21 protein-coding genes are annotated in these 22,036 nt (G+C 66.0%); 13 read left to right on the top strand and 8 right to left on the bottom strand.

Annotated elements, in window-relative coordinates; all coding sequences use genetic code 11:
* Positions 1–44: 44 nt before the first annotated feature.
* Together GTP41_RS11535 and GTP41_RS11530 are read left to right on the top strand one after the other, a co-directional pair.
* Positions 45–422: a PH domain-containing protein gene (locus GTP41_RS11535; RefSeq protein WP_161025730.1), complete on the top strand. Its 378-nt coding sequence runs from the start codon at positions 45–47 to the stop codon at positions 420–422.
* Between the two features lie 78 nt (positions 423–500).
* Entirely contained in the window at positions 501–1,406 is a 906-nt protein-coding gene (locus GTP41_RS11530; protein WP_161025729.1) for an alpha/beta fold hydrolase, read from the top strand.
* Here the strand turns inward: GTP41_RS11530 and GTP41_RS11525 are convergent.
* Positions 1,403–2,152, bottom strand: coding sequence for a substrate-binding periplasmic protein (locus tag GTP41_RS11525; protein ID WP_161025728.1), 750 nt, complete (start codon positions 2,150–2,152; stop codon positions 1,403–1,405). The two genes, GTP41_RS11530 and GTP41_RS11525, sit on opposite strands and share 4 nt — an antisense overlap.
* A 180-nt stretch (positions 2,153–2,332) precedes the next feature.
* On the opposite strand from GTP41_RS11525, the gene GTP41_RS11520 reads away from it, so the two are divergent.
* Together GTP41_RS11520 and pnuC are read left to right on the top strand one after the other, a co-directional pair.
* Positions 2,333–3,832, top strand: coding sequence for a tetratricopeptide repeat protein (locus GTP41_RS11520; RefSeq protein ID WP_161025727.1), 1,500 nt, complete (start codon positions 2,333–2,335; stop codon positions 3,830–3,832).
* Entirely contained in the window at positions 3,822–4,388 is a 567-nt protein-coding gene (pnuC, locus tag GTP41_RS11515; protein ID WP_161025726.1) for a nicotinamide riboside transporter PnuC, read from the top strand. Before GTP41_RS11520 ends, pnuC begins: the two co-directional genes overlap by 11 nt.
* Positions 4,389–4,423: 35 nt before the next feature.
* Here pnuC and GTP41_RS11510 read toward each other — a convergent pair whose 3' ends face one another.
* From GTP41_RS11510 to GTP41_RS11495, 4 genes are read right to left on the bottom strand one after another with little or no spacing between them, the layout of a single operon-like run.
* Positions 4,424–5,146, bottom strand: a complete 723-nt coding sequence (locus tag GTP41_RS11510; RefSeq protein ID WP_161025725.1) for an SIMPL domain-containing protein — start codon at positions 5,144–5,146, stop codon at positions 4,424–4,426.
* Between the two features lie 4 nt (positions 5,147–5,150).
* Positions 5,151–5,513, bottom strand: a complete 363-nt coding sequence (locus GTP41_RS11505) for an energy transducer TonB (RefSeq protein ID WP_161025724.1) — start codon at positions 5,511–5,513, stop codon at positions 5,151–5,153.
* Between the two features lie 14 nt (positions 5,514–5,527).
* Positions 5,528–6,772, bottom strand: a complete 1,245-nt coding sequence (locus tag GTP41_RS11500; RefSeq protein WP_161025723.1) for a M56 family metallopeptidase — start codon at positions 6,770–6,772, stop codon at positions 5,528–5,530.
* Positions 6,765–7,148, bottom strand: a complete 384-nt coding sequence (locus tag GTP41_RS11495; protein ID WP_161025722.1) for a BlaI/MecI/CopY family transcriptional regulator — start codon at positions 7,146–7,148, stop codon at positions 6,765–6,767. Before GTP41_RS11495 ends, GTP41_RS11500 begins: the two co-directional genes overlap by 8 nt.
* Positions 7,149–7,470: 322 nt before the next feature.
* On the opposite strand from GTP41_RS11495, the gene GTP41_RS11490 reads away from it, so the two are divergent.
* The gene (locus tag GTP41_RS11490; RefSeq protein ID WP_161025721.1) at positions 7,471–10,032 is read left to right on the top strand and encodes a TonB-dependent receptor plug domain-containing protein; all 2,562 of its coding nucleotides are present in this window, start codon (positions 7,471–7,473) and stop codon (positions 10,030–10,032) included.
* On the opposite strand, the gene GTP41_RS11485 is transcribed toward GTP41_RS11490, so the two are convergent.
* A complete protein-coding gene (locus tag GTP41_RS11485; protein ID WP_161025720.1) occupies positions 10,016–10,783 on the bottom strand; it encodes a response regulator transcription factor in 768 nt (255 codons plus the stop codon). The two genes, GTP41_RS11490 and GTP41_RS11485, sit on opposite strands and share 17 nt — an antisense overlap.
* Before the next feature lie 249 nt (positions 10,784–11,032).
* Here GTP41_RS11485 and GTP41_RS11480 point away from each other — a divergent pair, with 249 nt between their 5' ends.
* From GTP41_RS11480 to GTP41_RS11445, 8 genes are all read left to right on the top strand, one after another.
* Positions 11,033–11,530, top strand: a complete 498-nt coding sequence (locus GTP41_RS11480) for a winged helix-turn-helix transcriptional regulator (RefSeq protein ID WP_161025719.1) — start codon at positions 11,033–11,035, stop codon at positions 11,528–11,530.
* 144 nt (positions 11,531–11,674) lie between these two features.
* Positions 11,675–12,337 carry a DUF4142 domain-containing protein gene (locus GTP41_RS11475; RefSeq protein ID WP_161025718.1) on the top strand — a complete coding sequence of 221 codons (663 nt, stop codon included), beginning with the start codon at positions 11,675–11,677 and terminating at the stop codon, positions 12,335–12,337.
* A gap of 86 nt (positions 12,338–12,423) precedes the next feature.
* Positions 12,424–15,120, top strand: coding sequence for a diguanylate cyclase (locus GTP41_RS11470; protein WP_371867343.1), 2,697 nt, complete (start codon positions 12,424–12,426; stop codon positions 15,118–15,120).
* Positions 15,117–15,695: a DNA-3-methyladenine glycosylase I gene (locus GTP41_RS11465; RefSeq protein ID WP_161025717.1), complete on the top strand. Its 579-nt coding sequence runs from the start codon at positions 15,117–15,119 to the stop codon at positions 15,693–15,695. The genes GTP41_RS11470 and GTP41_RS11465 overlap by 4 nt, the downstream gene beginning before the upstream one ends.
* The gene (mnmC1, locus tag GTP41_RS11460) at positions 15,688–17,463 is read left to right on the top strand and encodes an FAD-dependent 5-carboxymethylaminomethyl-2-thiouridine(34) oxidoreductase MnmC1 (RefSeq protein WP_161025716.1); all 1,776 of its coding nucleotides are present in this window, start codon (positions 15,688–15,690) and stop codon (positions 17,461–17,463) included. The genes GTP41_RS11465 and mnmC1 overlap by 8 nt, the downstream gene beginning before the upstream one ends.
* A gap of 29 nt (positions 17,464–17,492) precedes the next feature.
* The gene (locus tag GTP41_RS11455) at positions 17,493–18,194 is read left to right on the top strand and encodes a sensor histidine kinase (RefSeq protein WP_161025715.1); all 702 of its coding nucleotides are present in this window, start codon (positions 17,493–17,495) and stop codon (positions 18,192–18,194) included.
* Positions 18,191–19,915, top strand: a complete 1,725-nt coding sequence (locus GTP41_RS11450) for a tetratricopeptide repeat-containing response regulator (protein ID WP_161025714.1) — start codon at positions 18,191–18,193, stop codon at positions 19,913–19,915. The genes GTP41_RS11455 and GTP41_RS11450 overlap by 4 nt, the downstream gene beginning before the upstream one ends.
* 3 nt (positions 19,916–19,918) lie before the next feature.
* Positions 19,919–20,134 (top strand): hypothetical protein, encoded by a 216-nt coding sequence (locus GTP41_RS11445; RefSeq protein WP_161025713.1) that lies wholly within the window; start codon positions 19,919–19,921, stop codon positions 20,132–20,134.
* Here the strand turns inward: GTP41_RS11445 and GTP41_RS11440 are convergent.
* A complete protein-coding gene (locus GTP41_RS11440) occupies positions 20,131–20,784 on the bottom strand; it encodes a PhaM family polyhydroxyalkanoate granule multifunctional regulatory protein (RefSeq protein WP_202419704.1) in 654 nt (217 codons plus the stop codon). The two genes, GTP41_RS11445 and GTP41_RS11440, sit on opposite strands and share 4 nt — an antisense overlap.
* Positions 20,785–20,808: 24 nt before the next feature.
* Positions 20,809–21,963 (bottom strand): low temperature requirement protein A, encoded by a 1,155-nt coding sequence (locus tag GTP41_RS11435; RefSeq protein ID WP_202419703.1) that lies wholly within the window; start codon positions 21,961–21,963, stop codon positions 20,809–20,811.
* Positions 21,964–22,036 lie beyond the last annotated feature (73 nt).

Here is a 22,036-nt window from a genome sequence, read left to right as displayed (position 1 = left end):
GGCGTGGTAGATTGGCTATCGTCTAATTCTTGGGAGTGCGTAAAGTGGGACTTTTCAGCGGCATCCTGGGCAATGCGTCCAAGGTCGATATCGATGACATCAGCGAGGAGTTCGGCCGGGTGCTGGCGCCGAATGAGCGGATTGAGCATGCTTACCAGCTGATCCGCGATTATTTTGTGTTCACCGACAAGCGCCTGGTGGTGGTGAACAAGCAGGGCATCACGGGCAGCAAGATGGAGTTCCATTCGATCCCGTACAAGAGCGTGACCCACTTCAGCATCGAAACCGGCGGCACGCTGGACCTGGATGCGGATTTGAAGATCTGGATCTCCAGCACGCCGGAACCCTTCACGCAAAAATTTAACAAGCGCTTGAGTATTTACGAGGTGCAGGCGGTGCTGGCGAGCTATGTGCTGAAGTAGGGTGCATGCATGCTTCGCCCGCCGACGAATTGTTGCGGGCGCGGCGCGTTTAGCATGGGGGCTTTGATGGAGCCGCCCATGCCTGCCTTTGAAGTCTTCGAAATTCCCAGCCACCAGTCCGCACTGGTGGCGCGTGTTCGGCATAAGGCGCCGGAACGCGCCAATGGCGCCTTGCCTGTGCTGTTCGTGCACGGCTCTTCCTTCCCTTCCGGGCTTTCTTTCGACTTCCGCATGGATGGCCAATCCTGGATGGATTGGATGGCGGCGCGCGGCTATGACGTGTACGCGCTGGATTTCCTGGGCTATGGCTTGTCGGACCGCTACCCCGATGCGCCGCCGGCCGAGCCGCCGGGACAGGCGCGCGCGGCGGCGCGCGACGTGGCCAGCGCTGTCGATGCGATCCTGCGCAGGACCAGCCGGCGCCAGGTGCTGCTGGTCGGGCATTCGTGGGGTGGGAGCGTGGCGGCGCGCTATGCGCAGGAGCACGCGGGCAAGGTGGCGAAACTGGTGCTGTTTGCGGCGCTGACGCCGCGCGCGGCAGGACCGGAGGGCGCTCCGCACGGCGCGGCTGGCGGCGCGGCGTATGAGGCGATGGCGCCGGCCCAGCGCATCGCCGCCATGGACGGCCTGCGTCCAGCGCACGAAGCCGCGCAACTGCATGCGGACGTGTTCGCGCGCTGGGGCGGGGAATGGCTGGCATCGGACGGGCGCAGCGCGGGCCAGGTGCGCTTTCCGGCGGGTCCGGGCGCAGACGTGGCCGAGCTGCAGCAAGGCGGCAGCTACTACGATCCGGCGCGGCTGGCGATGCCGGTGCTGCTGGTGCGCGGCGAATGGGATGCCTGGCCCGACGACGCGGATTTCCGCCGCCTGCAAAGGCATATTCCGGACGCGCGGTATGCGGTGATCCCGCGCGGCACCCACGTCATGCACCTGGAGCACGCGCGCGGGACATTGTATGAGACGGTGCGCGGATTCCTGGATTAATTGATGCCGTGGCGGGCACGGATCGCGGGCAGGGCGCCATTCTGTTCCAGCAGGGTGATGGCCTGGTTGATGCGCGCCAGCTGCGCCTGCGTGGTGCTGGCCGCATTCAGCATCAGGTGCACCGGCGCGCGATACGGCACATAGGCCAGCGCCACGATCTTCACCTTGTGCAGGCGCGCGGTGTGGCGCAGGGCCAGGGCATCGCCCATGATCACATCAGCGCGCCCGGCCTCCAGCATCTTGATGCCTTGCTCGAAGGTGCCGAAGGTGCTGCGCCGCCCCGCGGCATTCAGCATGGGCACGGCGCGTTCATACTCTTCGCCGTAATAGCCCAGGCGCGGCGCCAGCAGGCTGGCGTGGCGCGCGGCAATATCATTGAAGCTGCCCACGGTGCGCAATTTGTCGAGCTTTTCCGGTACGGTGAACAGGCCCACGGTTTCTTGCCGGTAGGGCAGGCTGAAGCGGGCGAAGCCGCGCCGCTCGTCGGTGGGGGAGGCCGCTGTTTGCACGTCAAGCTTGCCTTGCTGAAACAACGCATTGCGCCGCGCTGGCGGCAGCTCTTTCTCAACCTGCAGGGTGCAGCCAGCCTGGTCGACAATCGCGCGCAGCAGCTCATAGTCGACCCCGCCCACGCCGGACTGGTTATTGTAGAAATAGGGCGGCCATTCTTCCGGTGCGATGCGCAAATGGCAAGCTCCCGCGAGGCAGGCGAACTGGAACAGCAGGGCGGCGAGCAGCAGCCTCATGACGGGGGTGCATCCGAAAAGTCTCTACCCGCCCAGTGTAAAACAAGTAAGTGTGGTGCCGGTATATTTCCCGACCGCCGGCCCCGGTAGTGACGCTGCGACGCGTCAGATGCATGCATTCTGGGCGCCGAATATGACAGCCGTTTGACGGTTCCGTGACGGCTTGGTGTAATACCGGCCATGGATAACATTCATGCACTATTGCAACAAGCCGTCAGCCTGCACCAGCAGGGCGAACTCGGGCGCGCGCAGGCGCTGTACGACGACGTGCTGCGCGCCGAGCCGCTGAATTTTGATGCGCTGCACCTGAGCGGCGTGCTGGCGCGCCAGCGCGGCGAACCGGAGCGGGCGCTGGCCATGATCGAGGGCGCGCTGGCGCTCGATGCCGGGCGCGCCAGCGCGCACTGCAATCGCGGCGTGGTGCTGCAGGATATGGCGCGCTACGACGAGGCGCTGGCCAGCTTCGAACGGGCGCTGGCCTTGCAGCCGGAGTATGCGGTGGCCCTGAGCAATCGCGGCAACGCCTTGCGCCACCTGGGCCATATCGACCGCGCGCTGCAAAGCTACGACGCGGCGCTGCGCCTGTCGCCGGATTATGCGGAGGCGCTGTGCAACCGCGCGCTGGCGCTGCAGGCAAGCGCACGGCATGAAGCGGCGCTGGAGAGCTTCGGCGCGGCGCTGGCGGCCAAGCGCGCCTATCCGGAAGCTTTGCACGGCGCCGCCGTGTCGCTGCTGGCGCTGGGCAAACCGGCCGATGCGCTGGAGGGCTTCGAGCGCGCCCTGCAACTGCAACCGGAATACGCGGAAGCATGGTGCGCGCGCGGCGCTTTGCTGTTGCGCGCGCAGGAGCATGAGGAGGCGCTGGCCAGCTTCCAGGATGCGCTGGCGGTGCGGCCGCGCTATGCGCGTGCGCAGCTGGGGCTGGCCAACACTTTGCGCGCCATGGGGCGGCGCGAGCAGGCGGTGCAAGCCTACCAGTCGGCGCTGGCCTTCGGCGCCGACGCCGATACGGTCGGCTATATGCTGGCCATCATGGGCGCCGAGCAGGCCCCGGGCGCGTCGCCCGCGGCCTATGTCAAAGCCCTGTTCGACCAGTACGCAGGCAACTTCGACCATCACCTGGTGGACGTGCTGCGCTACCGCACGCCGACCCTTCTGGTGGAGGCGCTGCGGCGCCACCTGCCGCCGGGCGAGCTGGACGTGCTGGATATCGGCTGCGGCACCGGCTTGTGCGGCCCGCTGCTGCGCCCTTTGGCCTGCCTGCTGGAAGGCGTCGACCTGTCGCCGCACATGCTGGAGCGTGCGCGCGACACCGGCTTGTATGACGGGCTGTATTGCGGCGATATGGTGGGCTACCTGCGGGTGCGCCCGTCCAGCGCCGACCTGATCGTGGCGGCCGACGTGTTTGTCTATGTGGGCGACCTGAAGCCGGTGTTTTCCGTGGCGCGGCTGGCGCTGCGCGGCGGCGGCAGGTTCGCCTTTTCGGTGGAGGAGCATGGCGGCACGGAGACGTTCATGCTGCGCCCTTCCGGCCGTTATGCGCACGCGCGCGCCGGCATCGAGGCGCTGGCGCGCAGCCACGGCTTTACCATCCTTGAAACCACGCCCAGCACCTTGCGCCAGGAAAGCGGCGAGGACATGCGTGGCATGCTGGTCGTACTGGGCACCCATGGAGATTAGCCCGCTTGAAATTGCCGGCAATGCGGTGATGGCGCTGTCCATCTTCCTCGCTGGCCGCAACAGCATCCATTCCTGGTGGCTGGGCATCATCGGCTGTGCGCTGATGGCGGTGCTGTTCTTCAGCACGCAGTTGTACGCGGATGTGTCGCTGCAGCTGTTCTTCATTGTGACCTGCGTGATCGGCTGGCGCCAATGGCTGCGCGGCGACCATGGCAAGGCGCTGCATATCCGCACCACCGGCCTGGGCACGCTGGCGTGGATGGCGCTGGTCGGCATTGCGGCATCGGCGGCGTATGGGCTGATGCTGCACCATTACACCAATGCTTATTCGCCCTTTGTCGATTCGGCGGTGCTGATGTTTTCCGTGATCGCGCAGGTGCTGCTGATGGCGCGCCGCATCGAGAACTGGCCGGTATGGCTGCTGGTGAACACCATCTCGGTGCCGCTGTACGCCAGCCGCGGCCTGTACCTGACGGCGGCGCTGTATGTGGCGTACTGGATCAACGCGCTGGTGGCGTGGCGCCATTGGCGGCGCCAGCGCGCGGCGGGTGTTTAGAAGTGGTGCGCGGATGGCGCCACTCGGCGGTGGCGTTACTTCAGGACGAAGATGGCACTCACAGTCTGTGAATAGGGGATGGAGTCGGGAATGGCGTATTTGCCGCTGCCGGCGGCCGGACCCGCGATGCCGCGCGTTTCCTTGCCGGGCTGCTGCTGGATGAAAGGCGCGCCGATCTTGTCCAGCGGGCCGCGTGCGATGGCTACCACCGGGCCGAGCTTGCGGCCGAAGGCCTTGGCGAGGGAGGTGGCTTTGCCGCGTGCGTCGTCGGCGGCGGCCGCCATCAGCTGGGTATTCAAGTCGTCGCCGTCAGTGCGGTCGAAGTGAGAGTTGATGTTGGTGATGTGGTCCATGGCGACCAGCTTGGCCATTAACTCGGGCCACTGCGCCAGGTCGCGTATGCGCACGTTGAACAGGCGGCCCATCGAGTAGTCGGGCTGCTCGCGGCCGCTGACCGGCACGGACTTCTTATCCAGTTCGTGCGCTTCGATGTCCTCCGGCTGCACGCCATGTTCGGCCATCAGTTGCATGATGCTGGCGCTCGTTTCCTGCAATGCGGCGGCGGCGGTTTCTACGCTGGCGTTTTGGGCGCCGGCTTCGAATTTTAGTTCGCCAATATCGGGACGCATCCACAGCTGCGCTTTGCCGCTGGTGCTGACGAAGGGGTGCGCGGGCAGTCCGGGCGCTGCGGCCTGCGCGCTGCAGGTGGCGCTGGCGGCGCACAGTGCCAGCGCGGGGATGATGCGGTTCAATTTCATGCGCTCACTCCGTGACCCAGACGTATTGTAGTTGCACGGCGCCGGGGCCATTCTTGAAGCGGCATTTGGCGATGCCGCTGCGTGCCGCTTCGTCCAGGCCGGCGTGGCCGGAGGATTTGACGATGGTCCCTGCGTCCGCTTTACCCAGGCTGTCGATGCTGTAGCTGAGGGTGACCGTGCCGGAGTGGCGCGCCGCCAGGTCGGCTTTCGGCCAGGCTGGCTTGGCGCACGATGAAAAGTCGACGACGGGGCGCGGCTTGTCGGCGTCGCGTTCAGCGGCTGCGGAAGCTTGGCTGGGCAAGGCCAGCAGCATGGCGCTGGCCAGCGTTGCCAGCGTCGCTAGCGAGTGATGGGCAAATTGCTTCATGTGTGATCTCCTGTTTATTCAAGGGTCCAGACGTACTGCATCTGTTGCCAGGTGGCGATGGGTTTGCCGCGCAGCTTGGCCGGGATGAAATGGCATTTCTCGATGCCGGCGCGTGCGGCCTGGTCCAGGCCGGGGTGGCCGCTGGAATGGACTACGCGCGAGCCGATCACGGCGCCGCTGGTGCTGACGTTGAACGCCAGCGTGACGGTGCCGGTGTGGCCAGCCTTCAGATCCCGTTTAGGCCAGTGCGGCTTGCTGCAGGTACTAAAGTTCACCACGGCGGGTGTGCGGGCGGCCGGCAGGCTGGCTTCGCCGCGTGCGTTGGCGTAGCCGGACAGGCAGGCCGCTGCCAGGCCGAGCGTGGCGAAAACGGCTTTCCAGTTGCCGCGCTGCTGCGCCGGCAGCACCAGTTGGCGGATGCGCTGCGCCAGGTCGCCGCCATCGGCTGCGAGGGCCAGGCGCTGGCTGGCGAATTGCATCTTTTCCAGCTCGGACAGGGCCAGTGCCAGGCGGCGCGGTTCGCCGGTCAGGCCGGCGGCGATGCTGTCGGCCACCAGCTCGCGCTCGTGGCGGATGCGGCGCGACAGCCACCACACGGCAGGGTGGTAGAACAGCAGGATCTCGACCACGTTCTGCAGCAGGTTGACCAGGAAGTCGTGGCGTCGCACATGGGCCAGTTCGTGCGCCAGCAGGGCTTCCAGCAGTTCCGGCGGCATGCGCGCCACCAGCGCGGCCGGCATCAGCACCACCGGGCGCCACCAGCCGGCGGTAATTGGGCTGGCCAGCGTTTCCACGATGCGCAGGCTGACTTCGCGCCGGATGCCGAGGCGCGCCGCCAGCTGCGACAGGCGCTGTTGCCAGTGCGTGTTGCGGCCGCCGGTACGGCGGGCGCGGGCGATCCAGGCCAGGCCGAAGGCGCTGCGTAGCGTCAGGGCGCCAACGCAGGCCAGCCAGGTGGCCACCAGCAGGGGCAGGCGGTTGTCGATGCCGGCCAGCAGTTCGCTATGCGGGTAGATGCCGTCGACGGCCGACTGCGCCAGGATTTGCAGCTTACCTGAGCCGGACTGCAGCGCCGCCGCAAATTCATACGCTGGCCATAGCAGGCAGGCCAGCAGCGCGGCGCAAGCGACGGTGTAGCGGGCGCCGGGGCGGGAGCCGCGCATCAGGCGCAGCAGGATGGCGGCGCCAAGGCCGAGCAGCGCGCCTTGCCACAGGAAGTGGATCAGGGCCCAGCCGGCGGCCTGGATGATGTCAGTCATGCGGCTTGTCCTCCTGTTTCAGCAGTTCTTCGATTTCGGCACGCTCTTTTTTGGAGATGCCGCTTTTCAGCGCCGCCAGCACCAGGGCCTTGGCGGAACCGGCGAAAGCGCGCTGCAGCAGGTCCTGCAGCATATTGCCCTGCATTGCTTCGCGCGCCACGGCGGGGGCGTAGACGTGGGAGCGCTGGCTCTCGTCGCGGATCAGCAGGCCTTTGCCGTGCATGATCTGCATCAGGCGCAAGACGGCGCCGTAGGCCAGGTCGGGCTTTTCGGCCAGCATCGCTTCATGCACCTGTTTGGCGGTGGCGGAGCCGATCGGCCAGATCGCTTGCAGCAGTTCCAGCTCGGCTGGAGTGGGTTTCGGAATGCTAGCCATGTTTATTTCCTTATAACGTTTTATGTAGAATAGCCTGTCTAGACAGAGATGTATACTTTGATGATTCTCCTGTGGCGAAATGTAGACAGGCCTGTCTATATATTCAAAATGCATATAGGTCTGAGTTTTAATTAGTTTCAGAAATGAAAGGCCGGCGTTATAGTTGCCTCATGAAAACGCCAGTTGTCCACCGCCGCCACACCATCTACATGCTCTGCATGGCGCAGAACATGTGCCGCTGTTAAGTAGCCCATCCCCGTAATACCGCAAGCCTCGGCCGCCACGCGCAGCCAGGGCGTCGTACACCCCAAGAAGGAAGACCATGATCAAGCCGTTGAGCATTACCCTGGCCATTGCCGCCGCATTCCCGCAAGTCGCTGTCGCCCAGGAAGAACTGACCCGCGTTGTTGTTACCGGTTCGAACATCCGCACCACCCAGAAGGAAGGCGCCAGCGCCGTGCAAGTGCTGACGGCCAAGGAACTGGCCGCCACCGGCAAGGTGACCATCTCCGATATTCTGCGCACCATTTCCGCCAACAGCGGCAACAGCTACAACGAGCAGTACACCGGCTCCTTCTCGGCCGGCACCTCGGGCCTGTCGCTGCGCGGCCTGGCACAGCGCAATACCCTGATCCTGGTGAACGGCAAGCGCGTCTCGTCCTATGCCACCGCGCAGAACCTGCAGGAAGTGTTCGTCGACCTGAACTCGCTGCCAATGGCCGCCGTGCAGCGTATTGAAGTGCTGAAGGACGGCGCCTCGTCCGTGTACGGTTCGGACGCGGTGGCCGGCGTGGTCAACATCATCCTGTATAAAGAGTTCACCGGCACCGAAGTGAGCGCGCAAGTGGGCTCCTCCACCGAAGGCACCGGCCAGCTGGAGCGCAGCTTCGCGCTGCAGACCGGCTTTGGCAGCCTGGATGACAAAGGCTGGAGCGTGGTCTTCTCCCTGGACGGCCAGAAGCGCGACAAACTGCAGCAAAGCGATGTGTCCTGGCTGCGCAGCAGCGACTTCCGCGGCAATCCGAACGGCACGCTGGGCTGGGTGCCGACCAACTACTACGGCACCTCCGACCCGACCAAGCTGCTGGGCGGCGTGCAAGGCCCGCTGCAGATCCAGAACTACGGCGACATCACCCCGGGCAAGAGCGGCAGCGTGCTGGCCTATAACGCGGCCGATTACCGCACCCTGATCCCGGGCGTGGAGCGCGCGCATGCGTCGCTGCGCGGCACCCTGAAGCTGAACGAAAATACCGAAGCCTACGCGGAAGGCCTGTACGGCTACTCGTGGGCCGAGCAAACCTTCGGCGCGCCGCTGACCGTGGGCAGCGGCCTGCGCGCATGGAACAACTCCAAACAGGCGCTGGACAACATCAATGTGCTGCTGCCGGTGGGCCACCCGAACAACAGCACCAACGCGCCGCAAGCTTTCACCGCCACCCTGTTCGACCTGGGCGCGCGCATGAAGCAGGACAAGGTGGACTTCTACCGCGTGCTGACCGGTATCAAGGGCAGCTGGAATGGCTGGGACTACGACGCTTCCGTCGCCCGCTCCGGCAGCAAGCTGAAAGAAACCGTGCAGAACTTCGTCAACCGCTACGAGTTCGAGAAAGTGCTGGCCGAAGGCAGCTATAACTTTGCCGACCAGTCGAAAAACAGCGAAGCAGTGCGCAACCGCCTGCGCCTGTCCACCCTGCGTCCGGCGGAAGCCTCGCTGAGCGTGGTTGACTTCAACGCTTCGAAGGAACTGCTGCAACTGCCGGCCGGCGCGCTGGGCTTCGCCTTCGGCGGCCAATGGCGCCAGGAGGAGATGGACTCCAACACGTCGACCGCCGTGCTGTCCGGCACCGAGCTGCGCCCGGCCATCAATATCATCAAGGGTAAGCGCGACGTGAGCGCCGCCTTCGCCGAATTCAATGTGCCGGTGCTGAAAGACCTGACCGTCAATCTGGCCGGCCGCGCCGACCATTACAACGACTTCGGTTCCGCCTTCTCGCCGAAAGCCAGCGTGCGCTACCAGGCTGCCCCGTGGCTGCTGGTGCGCGGCACCGTTTCGCGCGGCTTCCGTGCCCCGTCGCTGCCGGAAATCACCAACTCGACTTCGGTCAGCTACGGCTCCGTGATCGACAAGCTGGATCCGATCACGCCGACCCAGCCGCGCGGCATCACCAACCTGACCGTGGCCAATACCGAGCTGTCGCCGGAGCGCTCGAATAACTTCAACTTCGGCGTGGTGCTGGCGCCATCGTCCAACACCAGCGTGGGCGTAGACTTTTACCGTATCCGCACCAAGGGCGTGATCGGCACCGAAAGCGCCGATACCATCCTGGCCAATGAGAAAAACCAGCCGGAGAAGGTTGTGCGCGACGCGCAAGGCCGCATCCTGACCTTGTACCGCCAGTACGCCAACCAGGGCGAGCGCCTGACCACCGGCATCGACCTTGACCTGCGCCACAAGCTGCCGAAAACCAGCTACGGCAACGTGACCCTGAACGCGCAGCTGAGCCGCGTCTTCAAGTTCTCGCAGCCGTTGTCGACCGGCGCCGCGCTGACCAACGGCGCCGGCACCAACTACTTCGGCTCGATCCCGAAATGGCGCGGCACCACCAGCGCCACCTGGGAACTGGGCCAGTGGACCAGCAACGCGGCATGGAATTTTGTTGACGGCTACGACCAGACCACCCGCGCCGGTGAGCACGTGAAACCGGTGGCCACCGTGGATCTGAATGTGGGCTACAAGATCAGCGCCGCCACCAGCGTGAACCTGATCGTGACCAACCTGTTCGATCGCAAACCGTCGTGGGACAGCTCGTTCGCCTTCTTCGACTACACGCAAGCCGACCCGCGCGGCCGCTTCGCTTCAATCAAACTCAATCACAAGTTTTAACGATTGAGGAACGGTAGCTGCTGGGTGTCACGCCCAATCGTTCGCGGAAGGCGGTGGCAAAATTGCCGGCATTGGCAAAGCCCAGCAGCAGCGCGATATCCTGCACGTCCATATCGGTTTCGCGCAGCATCTGCATGCCGCGCTGGATACGCGCTTCGCGGATAAAGGCAAATACCGTCAGGCCGGTGTGGGTGCGGAACAGCTGGTTGAGCTTTTCACGGTAGGTGCCCACGCTGGCGGCGATTTCCGCCAGGCCGGGCAGGGCGGCCAGGTTGTCGTAGATCAGGCGCTTGGCCGCGTTGACGATGACCGATTCGGTGTCGTCCTCGGCAGCGGACGGCCCTTCCAGCGGCGGCCGCCGCATCAGGTTCAGGTGCACGTGGATGCGCGCCGCCAGTTCGCCCGGCGTGAAGGGCTTGCTGACAAAATCAACGGCGCCGATCTGCAGGCCCATGATGCGGTCTTCCACCGCCTCGGTGCCGCTCAGGAAAATAATCGGGATGTCGCGCGTGGCCGGATTCGCTTTCAGCAAACGGCAGCAGGTGTAGCCGTCCATATTCGGCATGCGCACATCCAGCAGGATCAGGTCGGGCTGGCCGGACAAGGCCAACTGGTAGCCCTGCTCGCCATTGAATGCCACCGATACCCGGTAAGGCATTTCGCTCAATAAATCCACAAGCATACGCTGCTCAAACGCGGAATCGTCCACGATGAGGATATTGCGCACTTGGGCGTCGCTGGTCAGGTACATGGTCGCTTTGGGTCGGGCCTTGTTGCGTATTATGCCCACGTTTCCCTAAAAGTTGTGGTTTTCACATCTAGCAAAAGGAATGTCGCTTGCGGCAAAAGCCGGGTGTGGCGTGCGCGCGCCACATGGGAAGAAGATGGGCAAGTCGCTTGCAAGAGTGATTTTTGGAGAGTCTTTTCGGGGTGTTTTCGAGGTTCAATGGAGCCTGAAACATTCAACTGGTTAAATTAAACCGTCTGTCTAGGAGGCAACATGAAACATACCGACTTTGGCCAAATGCCCTGTCCGATCGCGCGTAGCCTCGGCAAGGTTGGCGAGTGGTGGAGCATCCTGATTCTGCGTGACGCATTTTATGGCCTGACCCGCTTTGACGAATTCGAGAAGAGCCTGAAGATCGCGCCGAACATGCTGACCCGTCGCCTGGCAGGCCTGGTCGAGGGCGGCCTGATGGAACGCCGCCAGTACAGCACCCGTCCGCCGCGTTATGAATACATCCTGACCAAGGCCGGGCGCGACTTCAAGCCGGTGCTGCTGGCGTTCATCGCCTGGGGCAATGAGCACCTGTCGCCGGAAGGCGCCAGCCTGCTGGTAGTGAGCCGCGAAACCGGCAAGCCAGCCGACCAGGTGCTGGTCGACGCCAACAGCGGCCTGGCCATCAACGACGAGGACTATATGTTCGCGCCAGGCCCGGCCGCGCCGGAAGTCATGCGCAACCGCATCAACGAAGCCAGCCGCCGCATGCCGAACTAAGCCTGCAGCGGCGCAGCCCCTGACGGCAGTTGCCAGCCTCGCGCTGGCGCTGCCGTTTTTGCATCATATTGCGCGAAGGTAGCGTGTGCGGGCGGCCGTCCTTCCCTGTCTAGAATGATTTTCCTGACACGGAAGGAGGATGCGATGAACAAATTCATGCCTGTAGCCCTGTTGTCTGCCGCCCTGGGCGCCGGTAGCGCCGGGGCGCAAGAGCTGGCCAAAGCGGACCAGAAACTGCTGTCCGAGCTGGCCATCGCCAATATGGCGGAGGTCGAGCACGCCCGGGCGGCGCTGCACAAGACCCAGAGCGAGCGGGTCAAAAAGTTTGCCCAGCAAATGGTGGACGACCATACCAAGGGCCTGGAGGAAGTGCGCCAAGTGGCGGCGGCGCGCAACGTCACCCTGCCGAGCGAGCTCGACGCCAAACACAAGGCCATGGCCAGCCGCCTGGACAAGCTGTCGGGCGCGCGTTTCGACCAGGCGTATATGGAACAGGCCGGGGTGGCCGCGCACAAGGAAGCGCACCAGCTCGTTTCGCGGGCAGCGGCATCGGCCAAGGACAGCGAAGTGAAAGCGCTGGCCGGGCGCCTGCAGCCCACCATCCACCAGCACCTGAGCAATGCCGAGCAGCTGCACGCCGCCATCAAGGGCGGCACCATGGCGGGCAGCAGCGGGACCCAGGGCAGTAGCGGGAACACTGCAAGCGATGAGGCGAGCAGCCGCACGTCCGGCACCACGGGCGGCAACAAGCCGGATAGCGGCACGCGGCCCGACGCCAAGCCCGATTCCAAGCCAGAACGGCGCTAAGCGCAACTTAAGCTACTTGATCAGCAAAAAGTCCGGTCGTGCGGTATGATTCTTTGCTGCAACACCTATTTCAAGGATATCAAGTAGTGGATTTGTTAGCGCTCGATGATGAGCTGGCCCAGTGGGAAGCCGATTTGCCCCAGGCGGAAGGAGAAGTTCGCCTGCAGCTGCTGTCCCGCCTGGCCTGGCATTTGCGCCAGCGCGACCCGGCGCGCGCGGCGCAACTTATCGAAGAGGCAAGGGCGTTCGCCTTCCTGGCGCCGCCGGCCGGGCGCCGCGTCCTGGCCGCGCGCTGGGACCTGGTGCAGGCCGAGGCGCACTGGCTGGGCGGCCAGCTCGATGCCGCCGCCGCCGTGGCGGAACAGGCCATGCTGGCGTTCGCACGCCAGCACGACCGCCTGGGCGCCGCCGACACCCACGCCTTGCTGGCCTGGATCGCCGTCGATCGCGGCGATTCGGCCGGTTGCGACAATGAGCTGGCGCTGGCCATTGCCGACGCGCGCGCCGCGGGCGACGCCATGCGCATCGATATTTTTGAAAGCCTGGCCGCGCTGTTCGGCGTGTTCCGCAATGCGGCGGCGGCCAACGAGCGCTGGAGCAAGCGCTTCACGCCCGAATTGTCCGGCAAGCACCCGGCGGTCGCCGGCTGGATTGCCGACTACCTGGGCACGGCCGCCTTCCAGGGCGCCGAGTTCGGGCGCGCCATCAGCCACCTGATGGCGGCGTTCGAAGCGGCGCGCATCTCCGGCCAGCTGCGGCGCGCCATCATCCTCGCCACCAATATCGGCAATGCCTTCACCCGCCTGAACGCGCACGACGCCGCGCTGGAATGGATGCAGCGCGGCCTGGAACTGGCGCGCCCGACCGGCTGGCCCATGTGCATCGGCCTGTGCCAGATGCAGGCGGCGGAGACCATGCGCCACCTGGGCCAGCGCCAGGCCGCCAAGGGCCTGCTGCGCGACGCGCTGCAGGTGCTGGCGCCCTTGTCCGGCTCGCGCGCCTTTGTCATGGCGCTGGAATACCAGGGCGACCACGCGGCGGCGCTGGCGAGTTTCCGCGAACTGGAGCAGCGCGGCCATGCGTTGGCGCAGAGCGACTTCCATAGCTGCGCGCGGCGCGGCCAGGCGCACGCGCTGGCCGGGCTGGGCAAGTTGCCGGAGGCGCAGGCGGCTGCCGAGTCGGCGCTGGCGCTGGCGCGCGAGCTGAACGACCCCCTGGGCCAGATGGCGGCCCTGCGCGTGCTGGCCGATATCCATGCCGGCAATTCGCTGGCGGTGCTGCAGTACCTGCGCGAAGCCCTGGCCATCACCGCCAATATCGAGGGCTATATCGTGCCGGGCGAACTGCTCGACACGGTGGCGCGCGAGTACGCGGCGCTGGGCAATTTCGAGCGCGCCTACGAAATCTCGGTGCAGGCCAACGCCGCGCGCGACCGCACCCACAGCCAGGAAGCCACCAACCGCGCCATCGCCATGCAGGTGCAGCACCAGACCGAGCGCGCGCAGACCGAGGGCGAGCACCACCGCCAGCTGGCGGCGGCCGAGGCGCAGCGTGCGGAAGTACTGGCGCAGACCAGCGCCACGCTGAGCCACCTGTCCGCCGTCGGCCAGGAAATCGCGGCGCAGCTCGATACGTCGGCCGTGTTCCGCGCGCTGGACCGGCACGTGCATAGCCTGCTCGATTCCACGCACTTCTCGATCTTCCTGCTCGAGCCGGGCGGCGATTCGCTGACCTGCGCCTTCGGCGTGGAGGTGGGGCTGCCCTTGCCGGCGACGCGCATCGCGCTGTCCGACCCGCATTTCAACACGGCGCGCTGCGTGCGCGAACGCAGCGAAATCCTGATCGAGATCGAGGACAAGTCGGACACGCCGAACCTGATCCCGGGCACTTTGCCGACCCTGACGCTGCTGTTCGCGCCGCTCACCATCGGCGAGCGCGTGCTGGGCGTGATGACGGTGCAGTCGATGCTGCCGCGCGCCTACGGCGAGCGCGAACGCCTGATCTTCCGCACCCTGTGCGCGTACGGCGCCATTGCGCTGGACAACGCGGCGGCGCAGGCGCAGCTGCTGGAAAAGAACCTGGAGCTGGAGCGCGCCTACAAGGCGCTGGAGGACGTCAGCCTGACCGACCAGCTGACCGGGCTGCGCAACCGCCGCTTCTTCCTGCAGCATGTGGAGTCGGATGTGGCGCTCAGCCTGCGCGCCTATGACGACCCGTCCGCGTCCGCTGCGGCGAATGACCGCGACCTGGTGTTCTACATGGTGGACCTGGACCATTTCAAGGACGTGAACGACCGCCACGGCCACGCGGCGGGCGACTCGGTGCTGGTGCAGATGAAGGACCGCCTGCGCGAGGTGTTCCGCGAATCGGATTACCTGGTGCGCTGGGGCGGCGAGGAATTCCTGGTGCTGGCGCGCGCCACCGACCGCAGCGAGGCGCATGTGGTGGCGGAGCGCATCCGCCAGGCGGTGGCGGCGCGCGACTTCGTGCTGCCGGACGGCACGCACCTGGAGCGCACCTGCTCGATCGGCTTTGCCTGCTACCCCTTCCTGCCGGCGCAACCGCGTTTGATGTCGTGGTCGCAGGTGGTGGAGCTGGCCGACCTTGGCCTGTATATCTCCAAGCATTCGGGCCGCGACGCCTGGACCGCGGTGTACGCCACCGATACCGCGCAGCCGGCGGAACTGTTCCCGCGCCTGGTGCACCAATTGTCCGCCTGCGTCGAGCGCGGCGAGGCGCGCATCGTGACCAGCCTGGGGGAGCGCACTATAATCTGCCCATGAGCATACATCGCTGTTCCTGGGCCAATCCAAACAATCCACGCTATATCGCCTACCACGACCAGGAGTGGGGCGTGCCGTGCCGCGACGAGCTGCGCCTGTTCGAGATGCTCAACCTGGAGGGCGCGCAGGCGGGCCTGAGCTGGGAGACCATCCTCAACAAGCGCGAGAACTATCGGGCGGCCTTCGATGGCTGGGACGCGCGCAAGATCGCTGCCTACGATGAGGCCAAGGTGGCCGAGCTGCTGGCCAATCCCGGCATCGTGCGCAACCGCTTGAAGGTGAATGCGGCGGTGGGCAATGCGCGCGCTTACCTGCGCTTGCTGGAGGAGGGCTCCAGCCTGTCGGCGCTGCTGTGGGGATATGTGGGCGGCAAGCCTATCGTCAACCGCATTGCCGCGCAGGGCGAGCGGCCGGCGCGCACCGAGCTTTCCGATCGGATTTCCAAGGATCTTTCCAAGCGCGGGTTCAAATTCGTCGGCTCCACGATTATTTACGCGTATATGCAGGGCATCGGGATGGTGAACGACCACGACCTGGCCTGCTTCCGACACAAGGAGTGCCAGCACGGTGGCTGAATCCCGTCACGTCGTCCTCGACACCGCGTTCGGCAGCGGCGAGGAGTTCCTCGCCACCCTTGCCCGCCATGCCGCCGCGTCGACGCCCGGCGACGCGGGCCCGCTGCATTACCTGGCGCTCGTGCCGCGTATCCCCGCCTGGGCGGCGCTGACGGCGCTGGCCGATGCCGTCCCCGCGCTGGCGCAGCAATGGCCGCTGGATGTGCCGGGCCTGCACCGCCTGCATCTGGCGCAAGAGCGCGTGACGCTGGACTTGCTGGCCGGCCCGGTCGAAGCCTGGCTGCCGGAGATCGTCGCCCGCGTCGATGAATTCATCCTCCCCGCGCCGCTGGACCAGATCCGCGCCCTGCAGCGCCTTGCCGCGCCCGCAGCCACGCTGCGCATCCACCAGCCCGACGAGACGGCAGTGCGCAACCTGCGCGCCGCCGGCTTCAGCGCCGCCGGCGACGCCAGCGCAGGCTGGCAGCATTTCGCCTACACCAGCCGCAAGCCGCAGCCGCCACGCGCACCGGCACCGGAACGGCGCGCCATTGTGATCGGCGCCGGCGTCGCCGGCAGCGCCGCCTGCGAGCGCCTTGCTGCGCGCGGCTGGCAAGTCACCCTGATCGAACGCCACAGCGCACCGGCGCAGGAAGCGTCCGGCAACGTCGCCGGCATCTTCATGCCATTGCTGTCGAAAGACGACAATATCCCGACCCGACTGGCGCGCGCCGCCTACTTGTACGCCCAGCGCGCCTGGCAACACCTGGGCGGGATCGGCCCGCACGCGCCCGGCCCCGACGCCGACGCGAACTCCGGCCCCGCCGCCGCTGGCGCCGGCCGGCCGGCAGCGATTCGCGGCCACCAGTGCGGCGTGCTGCAACTGGCGCGCGACGCCGAGCACGCGCAAGTGCAACAAGACGTGGTCGACACCTGGCGCTACCCCGAACAATACGTGCGCTGGCTGGACGCGCAGCAGGCCGGTGCCATGCTCGGCGCGCCAACGCCATACGGCGCCTGGCACTTCCCGCGCGGCGGCTGGGCCACTCCCGCCACCGCCTGCCGCGCCATGCTGCACGCCTGCGGCGACAAGCTGCAACGCGTCTTCCACACTGAAGCGCTGCGGATCGAGCGCGCCGCTGCGGACGATGGCGGCGAATGGCGCGTGCTGGACGCGGGCGGACAAGTACTGGCCAGCGCGCCCACCGTCATCCTGGCCAATGGCGCCGGCGCCACCGCGCTGGCCCAGGCCAGCGAACTGCCGCTGTACACCATGCGCGGCCAGGTCACCCACCTGCGGGAAGGCGAGTTCCCCAGCCTGAACCTGGTGGTTTGCCGCGAAGCCTATATGACCCCGCTGGTGGACGGCACCATCTGCGTCGGCGCAACCTACGACAAAAGTGAGGACCGCGCGCTCTGGCAGTCGAGCCAGGACGAAAACCTGCAACGCGCAGGGGAAATCCTGGGCGCGGCGGCGCTGCAGGCCGCGCAGCGCGCCCCGCTGCGCGGCCGGGTAGGCTTCCGCACCATGGCCCCCGACCGCCTGCCCCTGGTGGGGGCGCTGCCGGACGGCGGCGCCGGGGGCCGGGCCGAACGCCTGCGCGAGCTGGCGCGCCACCCCGGCCTGTACACCCTGCTGGGCTACGCCAGCCGGGGCATCATCTGGGCCCCGCTGGCGGCGGAAATCCTGGCCTGTCAACTGGAAGATGAACCGCTTCCCATCGAAGCAACACTGGCCGCCGCACTCGACCCTGGCCGCTTCCTGCTCAAGCAGCGCCGCAAGCTATAATGGCCTCCTATCCAACGGCTGGAGAATCCATGGAAGACCGCGCCGGCTCGCCAGAGCTGTTCATGTTCCTCGCCTCCACGGTGCACGACATGAAGAATTCCATCAGCGTGCTGACTGGCACGCTGGAGCACCTGCTTGTGCAGGCCGGGGATAGCGCGCAAGACAATCCGGCCTACCCGCAGATGGCGCAAATGCTGTACCAGACCAAGCGCCTGAACGACCACCTGATCCAGCTGCTAGCGCTCTACAAGGAAGTCGGCCGCCCGAATTACCCGTTCGACCCGACGCCGGTGCAAGTCAGTGAGTTGGTGGACCAGTTGGCAGCCCAGCAGCGCGTACTGCTGCAATCGAAAGGCATCCGCCTTAGCACCGAATTCCCGCTGGACCTGATCTGGACCCTGGACGAAGACCTGGTGCTTGGCCTGCTGGCCCACGCCATCAACAACGCCGTGCGCTACACGCGCGACCAGGTGGCGCTCAGCATCCGCGAGCAGGACGGCTTCATGGAAGTGCGGGTGGAGGACAACGGCGCCGGCTTCCCGCCCGCCATGCTGCAGGCGGGCCAGGTGGTGGGGCAGGGCATCAACTTCCTGACCAATAGCAGCGGCCTTGGCCTGTACTTCGCCAGCGAAGTCGCCAAATCGCACAAGCACCGCCAGCGCCAGGGCAGCATCGCGCTGGAAAACGGCGGTACGCTGGGCGGCGGCTGCTTCATCCTGCGCCTGCCATGAACGCGCCCGCCGTCACCACGCCGGTCAGTCCGGCGCCGGACAAAGCATCGGGCGTCAACTGGGCCGAGAAGCGCTACCTGATCGTCGATGACTTCGTCGGCGTGCGCCAGTTGCTGCGCGAAGCCCTGCGCAGCCTGGGCGCGCGCCACATCGACCAGGCCTCGAGCGGGGGCGAGGCAATCGGCCTGCTGACCCGCATCCAGTACGACGTGATCCTGTGCGACTTCAACCTGGGCGAAGGCAAGAGCGGCCAGCACGTGCTGGAGGAAGCGCGCATCCGCGGCCTGCTGATGCCCAGCTGCGTATGGCTGATGGTCTCGGCTGAGAAGAGCGTGGAAGCGGTGATGGGCGCCGCCGAGCACCAGCCCGACGCCTACATCATCAAGCCGATCACCGAAGGCGTGCTGCTGACGCGCCTGAACCGCGCCTGGCAGAAAAAGCAGATCTTCCAGGAGATCGACCAGGCTTACCTGGAAAAGGACTACCTGCGCGCCGCCAAGCTGTGCGAAGCCGCCGCCGCCCGCAACAAGCTGCACGAGGTGGACCTGCTGCGCATGCGCGCCACCTTGCTGCTGAAGGCGGGCGAGACGGAGCAGGCGCGCGCCGTGTACGAGAAAGTGCTGCAGGAGCGCGACTTCAACTGGGCGCGCACCGGCGTCGGCAAGATCCGCATGGCCAACGGCGACAACGAAGCCGCGCGCCAGATGTTCCAGGGCGTGATCGCCGAAAACCGCTTCTACCTGGACGCTTACGACCAGCTGGCGCGCTCGCTGCAGAATATGGGCCGCCTGCAGGAATCGTGCGACGTGCTGGAACGCGCCGCCAAGCTCTCGCCCAACTCCGTGCCGCGCCAGCGCGCGCTGGGCGCCACCGCGCTCAAGCTGGGTAATATCGGGCTGGCGGAAAAAGCGTTCCGCAAATGCCTGCAGGTGGGCGAATACTCGATCATGAAGACGGTGGACGCCTACTTCGGCCTGGCGCGCGTGCTGGGGCAGAAGAACGATTCGAAGGAAGCCTTGCTGCTGCTGGCCGCCGCCCAGCGCGACTTTTCCGGCAGCATGATCGAACTGCGCTCCAAGATCACCGAAGGCCTGGTCTACCACGAGAGCGGCGACTACCGGCGCGCGCGCAAATCCGGCGACGAGCTGGAACAGATGCTGACTGGCGAGCGCGAACGCCCTGACACGCCGACCTGCCTGGAAATGGCCACCCTGCTGTTCGCCGTCGGCGTCAAGGACGCGCCGGTCGAGCTGCTGTGCTACGTGGTGCGCAACAACGACGACAACATCATCCTGCACGACGAGGTGCAGCGCATCTTCGACAAGGCGCGCATGGGCGATGAAGGCGCCGCCCTGATCCAGACCGCGCGCAAGGAAGCGGCCGAGATGATGAACAAGGGCGTGCTGCTATGGAAGACCAACAAGCTGCCGGAAGCGGTGGCCTGGATGCGCGAAGCGCGCAAAAACCTGCCGGACAATATGCGTATCCTGTTCAACTCCGCGCAGATCCTGATCTCCCACATGCAGGCCAAGGGCTACGACGAAGCCCTGATGACGGAAGCAAACGATGTGCTGATGCACGTGGACCGCATCGCCCCGGGCCAGCAGCGTTTTGCGCAGTTGATCGAGCAGTTGCAGAAATTGATGCCGGGCCGGATGTCGGCGGAGGAAATCGAAACCGAATTGAAGGCCGCCCTGAAAGTTGACCACGACGAGGAGTGATCCATGCGCGATATCGCCAAAGAGGTCTATAACAAGATGAAGGTGGGGGGAGCGGCCTGGATCCGTCCAGTCAGCGCCAAGGGCGACACCCTGGAGTCGTTCCAGGCGGCGCACGATTCCGCCAAGGCCCTGGAGGACGAGGGCCTGATCAATATCATGAAAGTCCAGCGGGACGAGGATGGCCTGATCGAAGCCATCCGCATCCAAAAACTGAATTAAGGCTTGGGCGCCTTCGGGGCGCGCTTGGCCGCGGGTTTGCGTGCTGCCGGTTTGGCGGCAGGCTTGCTGGCGTCGTGCGCCGCGCCGTTCTTGGCGGCGGGCGCGCTGGCCGCTGCCGGCGCTTTGGCGACCGGCTCGGTCGCCATGGCCGAAGTCACGGCCTGGGTGAACTGCTCCTGCAGCAGGTTCCACCAGGCGGCCGGGTTGGCCATCTGGCTGGCGGCGCTGGCGGCGTCGGCCGCCGGTTTGGCTTCGGCGGCCGGCTTCGCTTCCGGCACCGGGGCCGGCGCCTCGGCCGGCTTGGGCGGCTTCGGCTTGTCCAGGTGCGCGAACGGATCGTTGTGCGGCGCCTGCTGCACGGCGGCGGCCAGCGACTGGCCCATCGACTTCAGCGCCGCGATGGTGCCGCGCTGCACTTCCAGCGCCTGGATGCTCGAACGCAGCATGGTGGCGTTGAGATTGAGCCAGGACTCGACGGCCTTCAGCTCACTGATCTTTTTGTCCAGCTCATCGACCGACAAGGTCGGCGCGGCGATGCCGGGAATGCTGATGCCCGGCACCCCCATGCTGCCCCACAGGGATTTGACGAAGTCCAGCGTATCCGTCATCACTGCAGCGCCGGGAATGTTGGGCATGTGTGGGGTGGTCATAGGGGGTCTCCGGTTGGTATCCGGCTAGCGTAGCACACAGCTCTCCCACACAGCAACGAACAACAGCACCAGCACCGTGAGGCCGGCCGCCAGCAGCGGCGACAGGTGCAGCGGCACGGCCAGCGCCGCCAGCACCAGCAGCAGGACCACGCCCATCAGGTGCGACAGCGGCGGCAGCGCGCGCGTCTGCGCCAGCCACTTGAACAGCGCGGTCCCGCACAGGAACAGCAAGGGACCGCCGATGATGGCCGCCAGCGCCGCCGGGCTGCCATGGTGCGGATGGCTCAGCACCAGCTCATCGCCCACCGCCCCGACGATGATGCCGGCCACGATCGGAATATGCAGGTAGGTATAGCTGTTGCGCGCATGCCGGCCCGGCGCATCGGAATGCACCATGCGGTGGTGGCCCTGCTCCAGGCCATGCTCGAAGTACAGCCACCACATCAGGATGGTGCCCAGCACCGCCAGCAGGAAAGCGCCGACCGTGGCCGCGTCCATGGCCAGGTCGGCAAAGGTGGCGCCGGTGACCAGCAGCGATTCGCCCAGCGCGATGATGATGAACAGCGCGCAGCGTTCGGCCATGTGGCCGCCGTCCACATTCCAGTCGGCCAGGGTGGAGCGCTGCAGGCCCGGCACATAATAGAGCAGCATGGGCGCCGCCAGGTCGACCGCCAGCGCCGCCAGCCACCACGCCATGCGCGACTCCGGCGCGGCCAGACCGCCGGCCACCCACAGCGAACCGCTGGCCGCCAGCCACACCGTCATGCGCAGGAAGTTGCGGCGCAGGGCAGGGTTGTCGCCGCGGCTGGCCGCCAGCATGGCCACCGTGCGCCCCACCTGCTGCAGCACGATGGCGGCGCCGAACAGCCAGCCCAGGTCCGTGAAGGCGCGCGGGATCGAGACCGACATCAGCAAGCCCGCCAGCAGCAAGGCGAAGAGGGCGGCGCGCACCTGCTTTTTCTCCGGGTCGAACCAGTTGGTGGCCCACACCGTATAGATCCACACCCACCATGTCGCCATGAAAAGCAGGCCGGTTTGCAGCGCGCCCTGCGCATCGGGCTTTTTCAGCAGCGTATGGGACAGCTGGGTCACAGCAAACACGAACACCAGGTCGAAGAAGAGTTCAACCATGCCGACCTTGCCGGAATCGGCATGGCCACGTTGGCGCAAAAGGGACATCCAGGCTCCTTGATAAAATATCCGGCAAATTATGCCATTGCAGGGCGTGTCAGCGAAATGACAGACCGGCACG

The organism is Pseudoduganella guangdongensis (genome assembly GCF_009857475.1).
Taxonomy (GTDB): Bacteria; Pseudomonadota; Gammaproteobacteria; order Burkholderiales; family Burkholderiaceae_D; genus Rugamonas; species Rugamonas guangdongensis.
The sequence above is the reverse complement of the archived record's forward strand: the minus strand, read 5'-3'. Positions and strand labels throughout refer to the sequence as shown.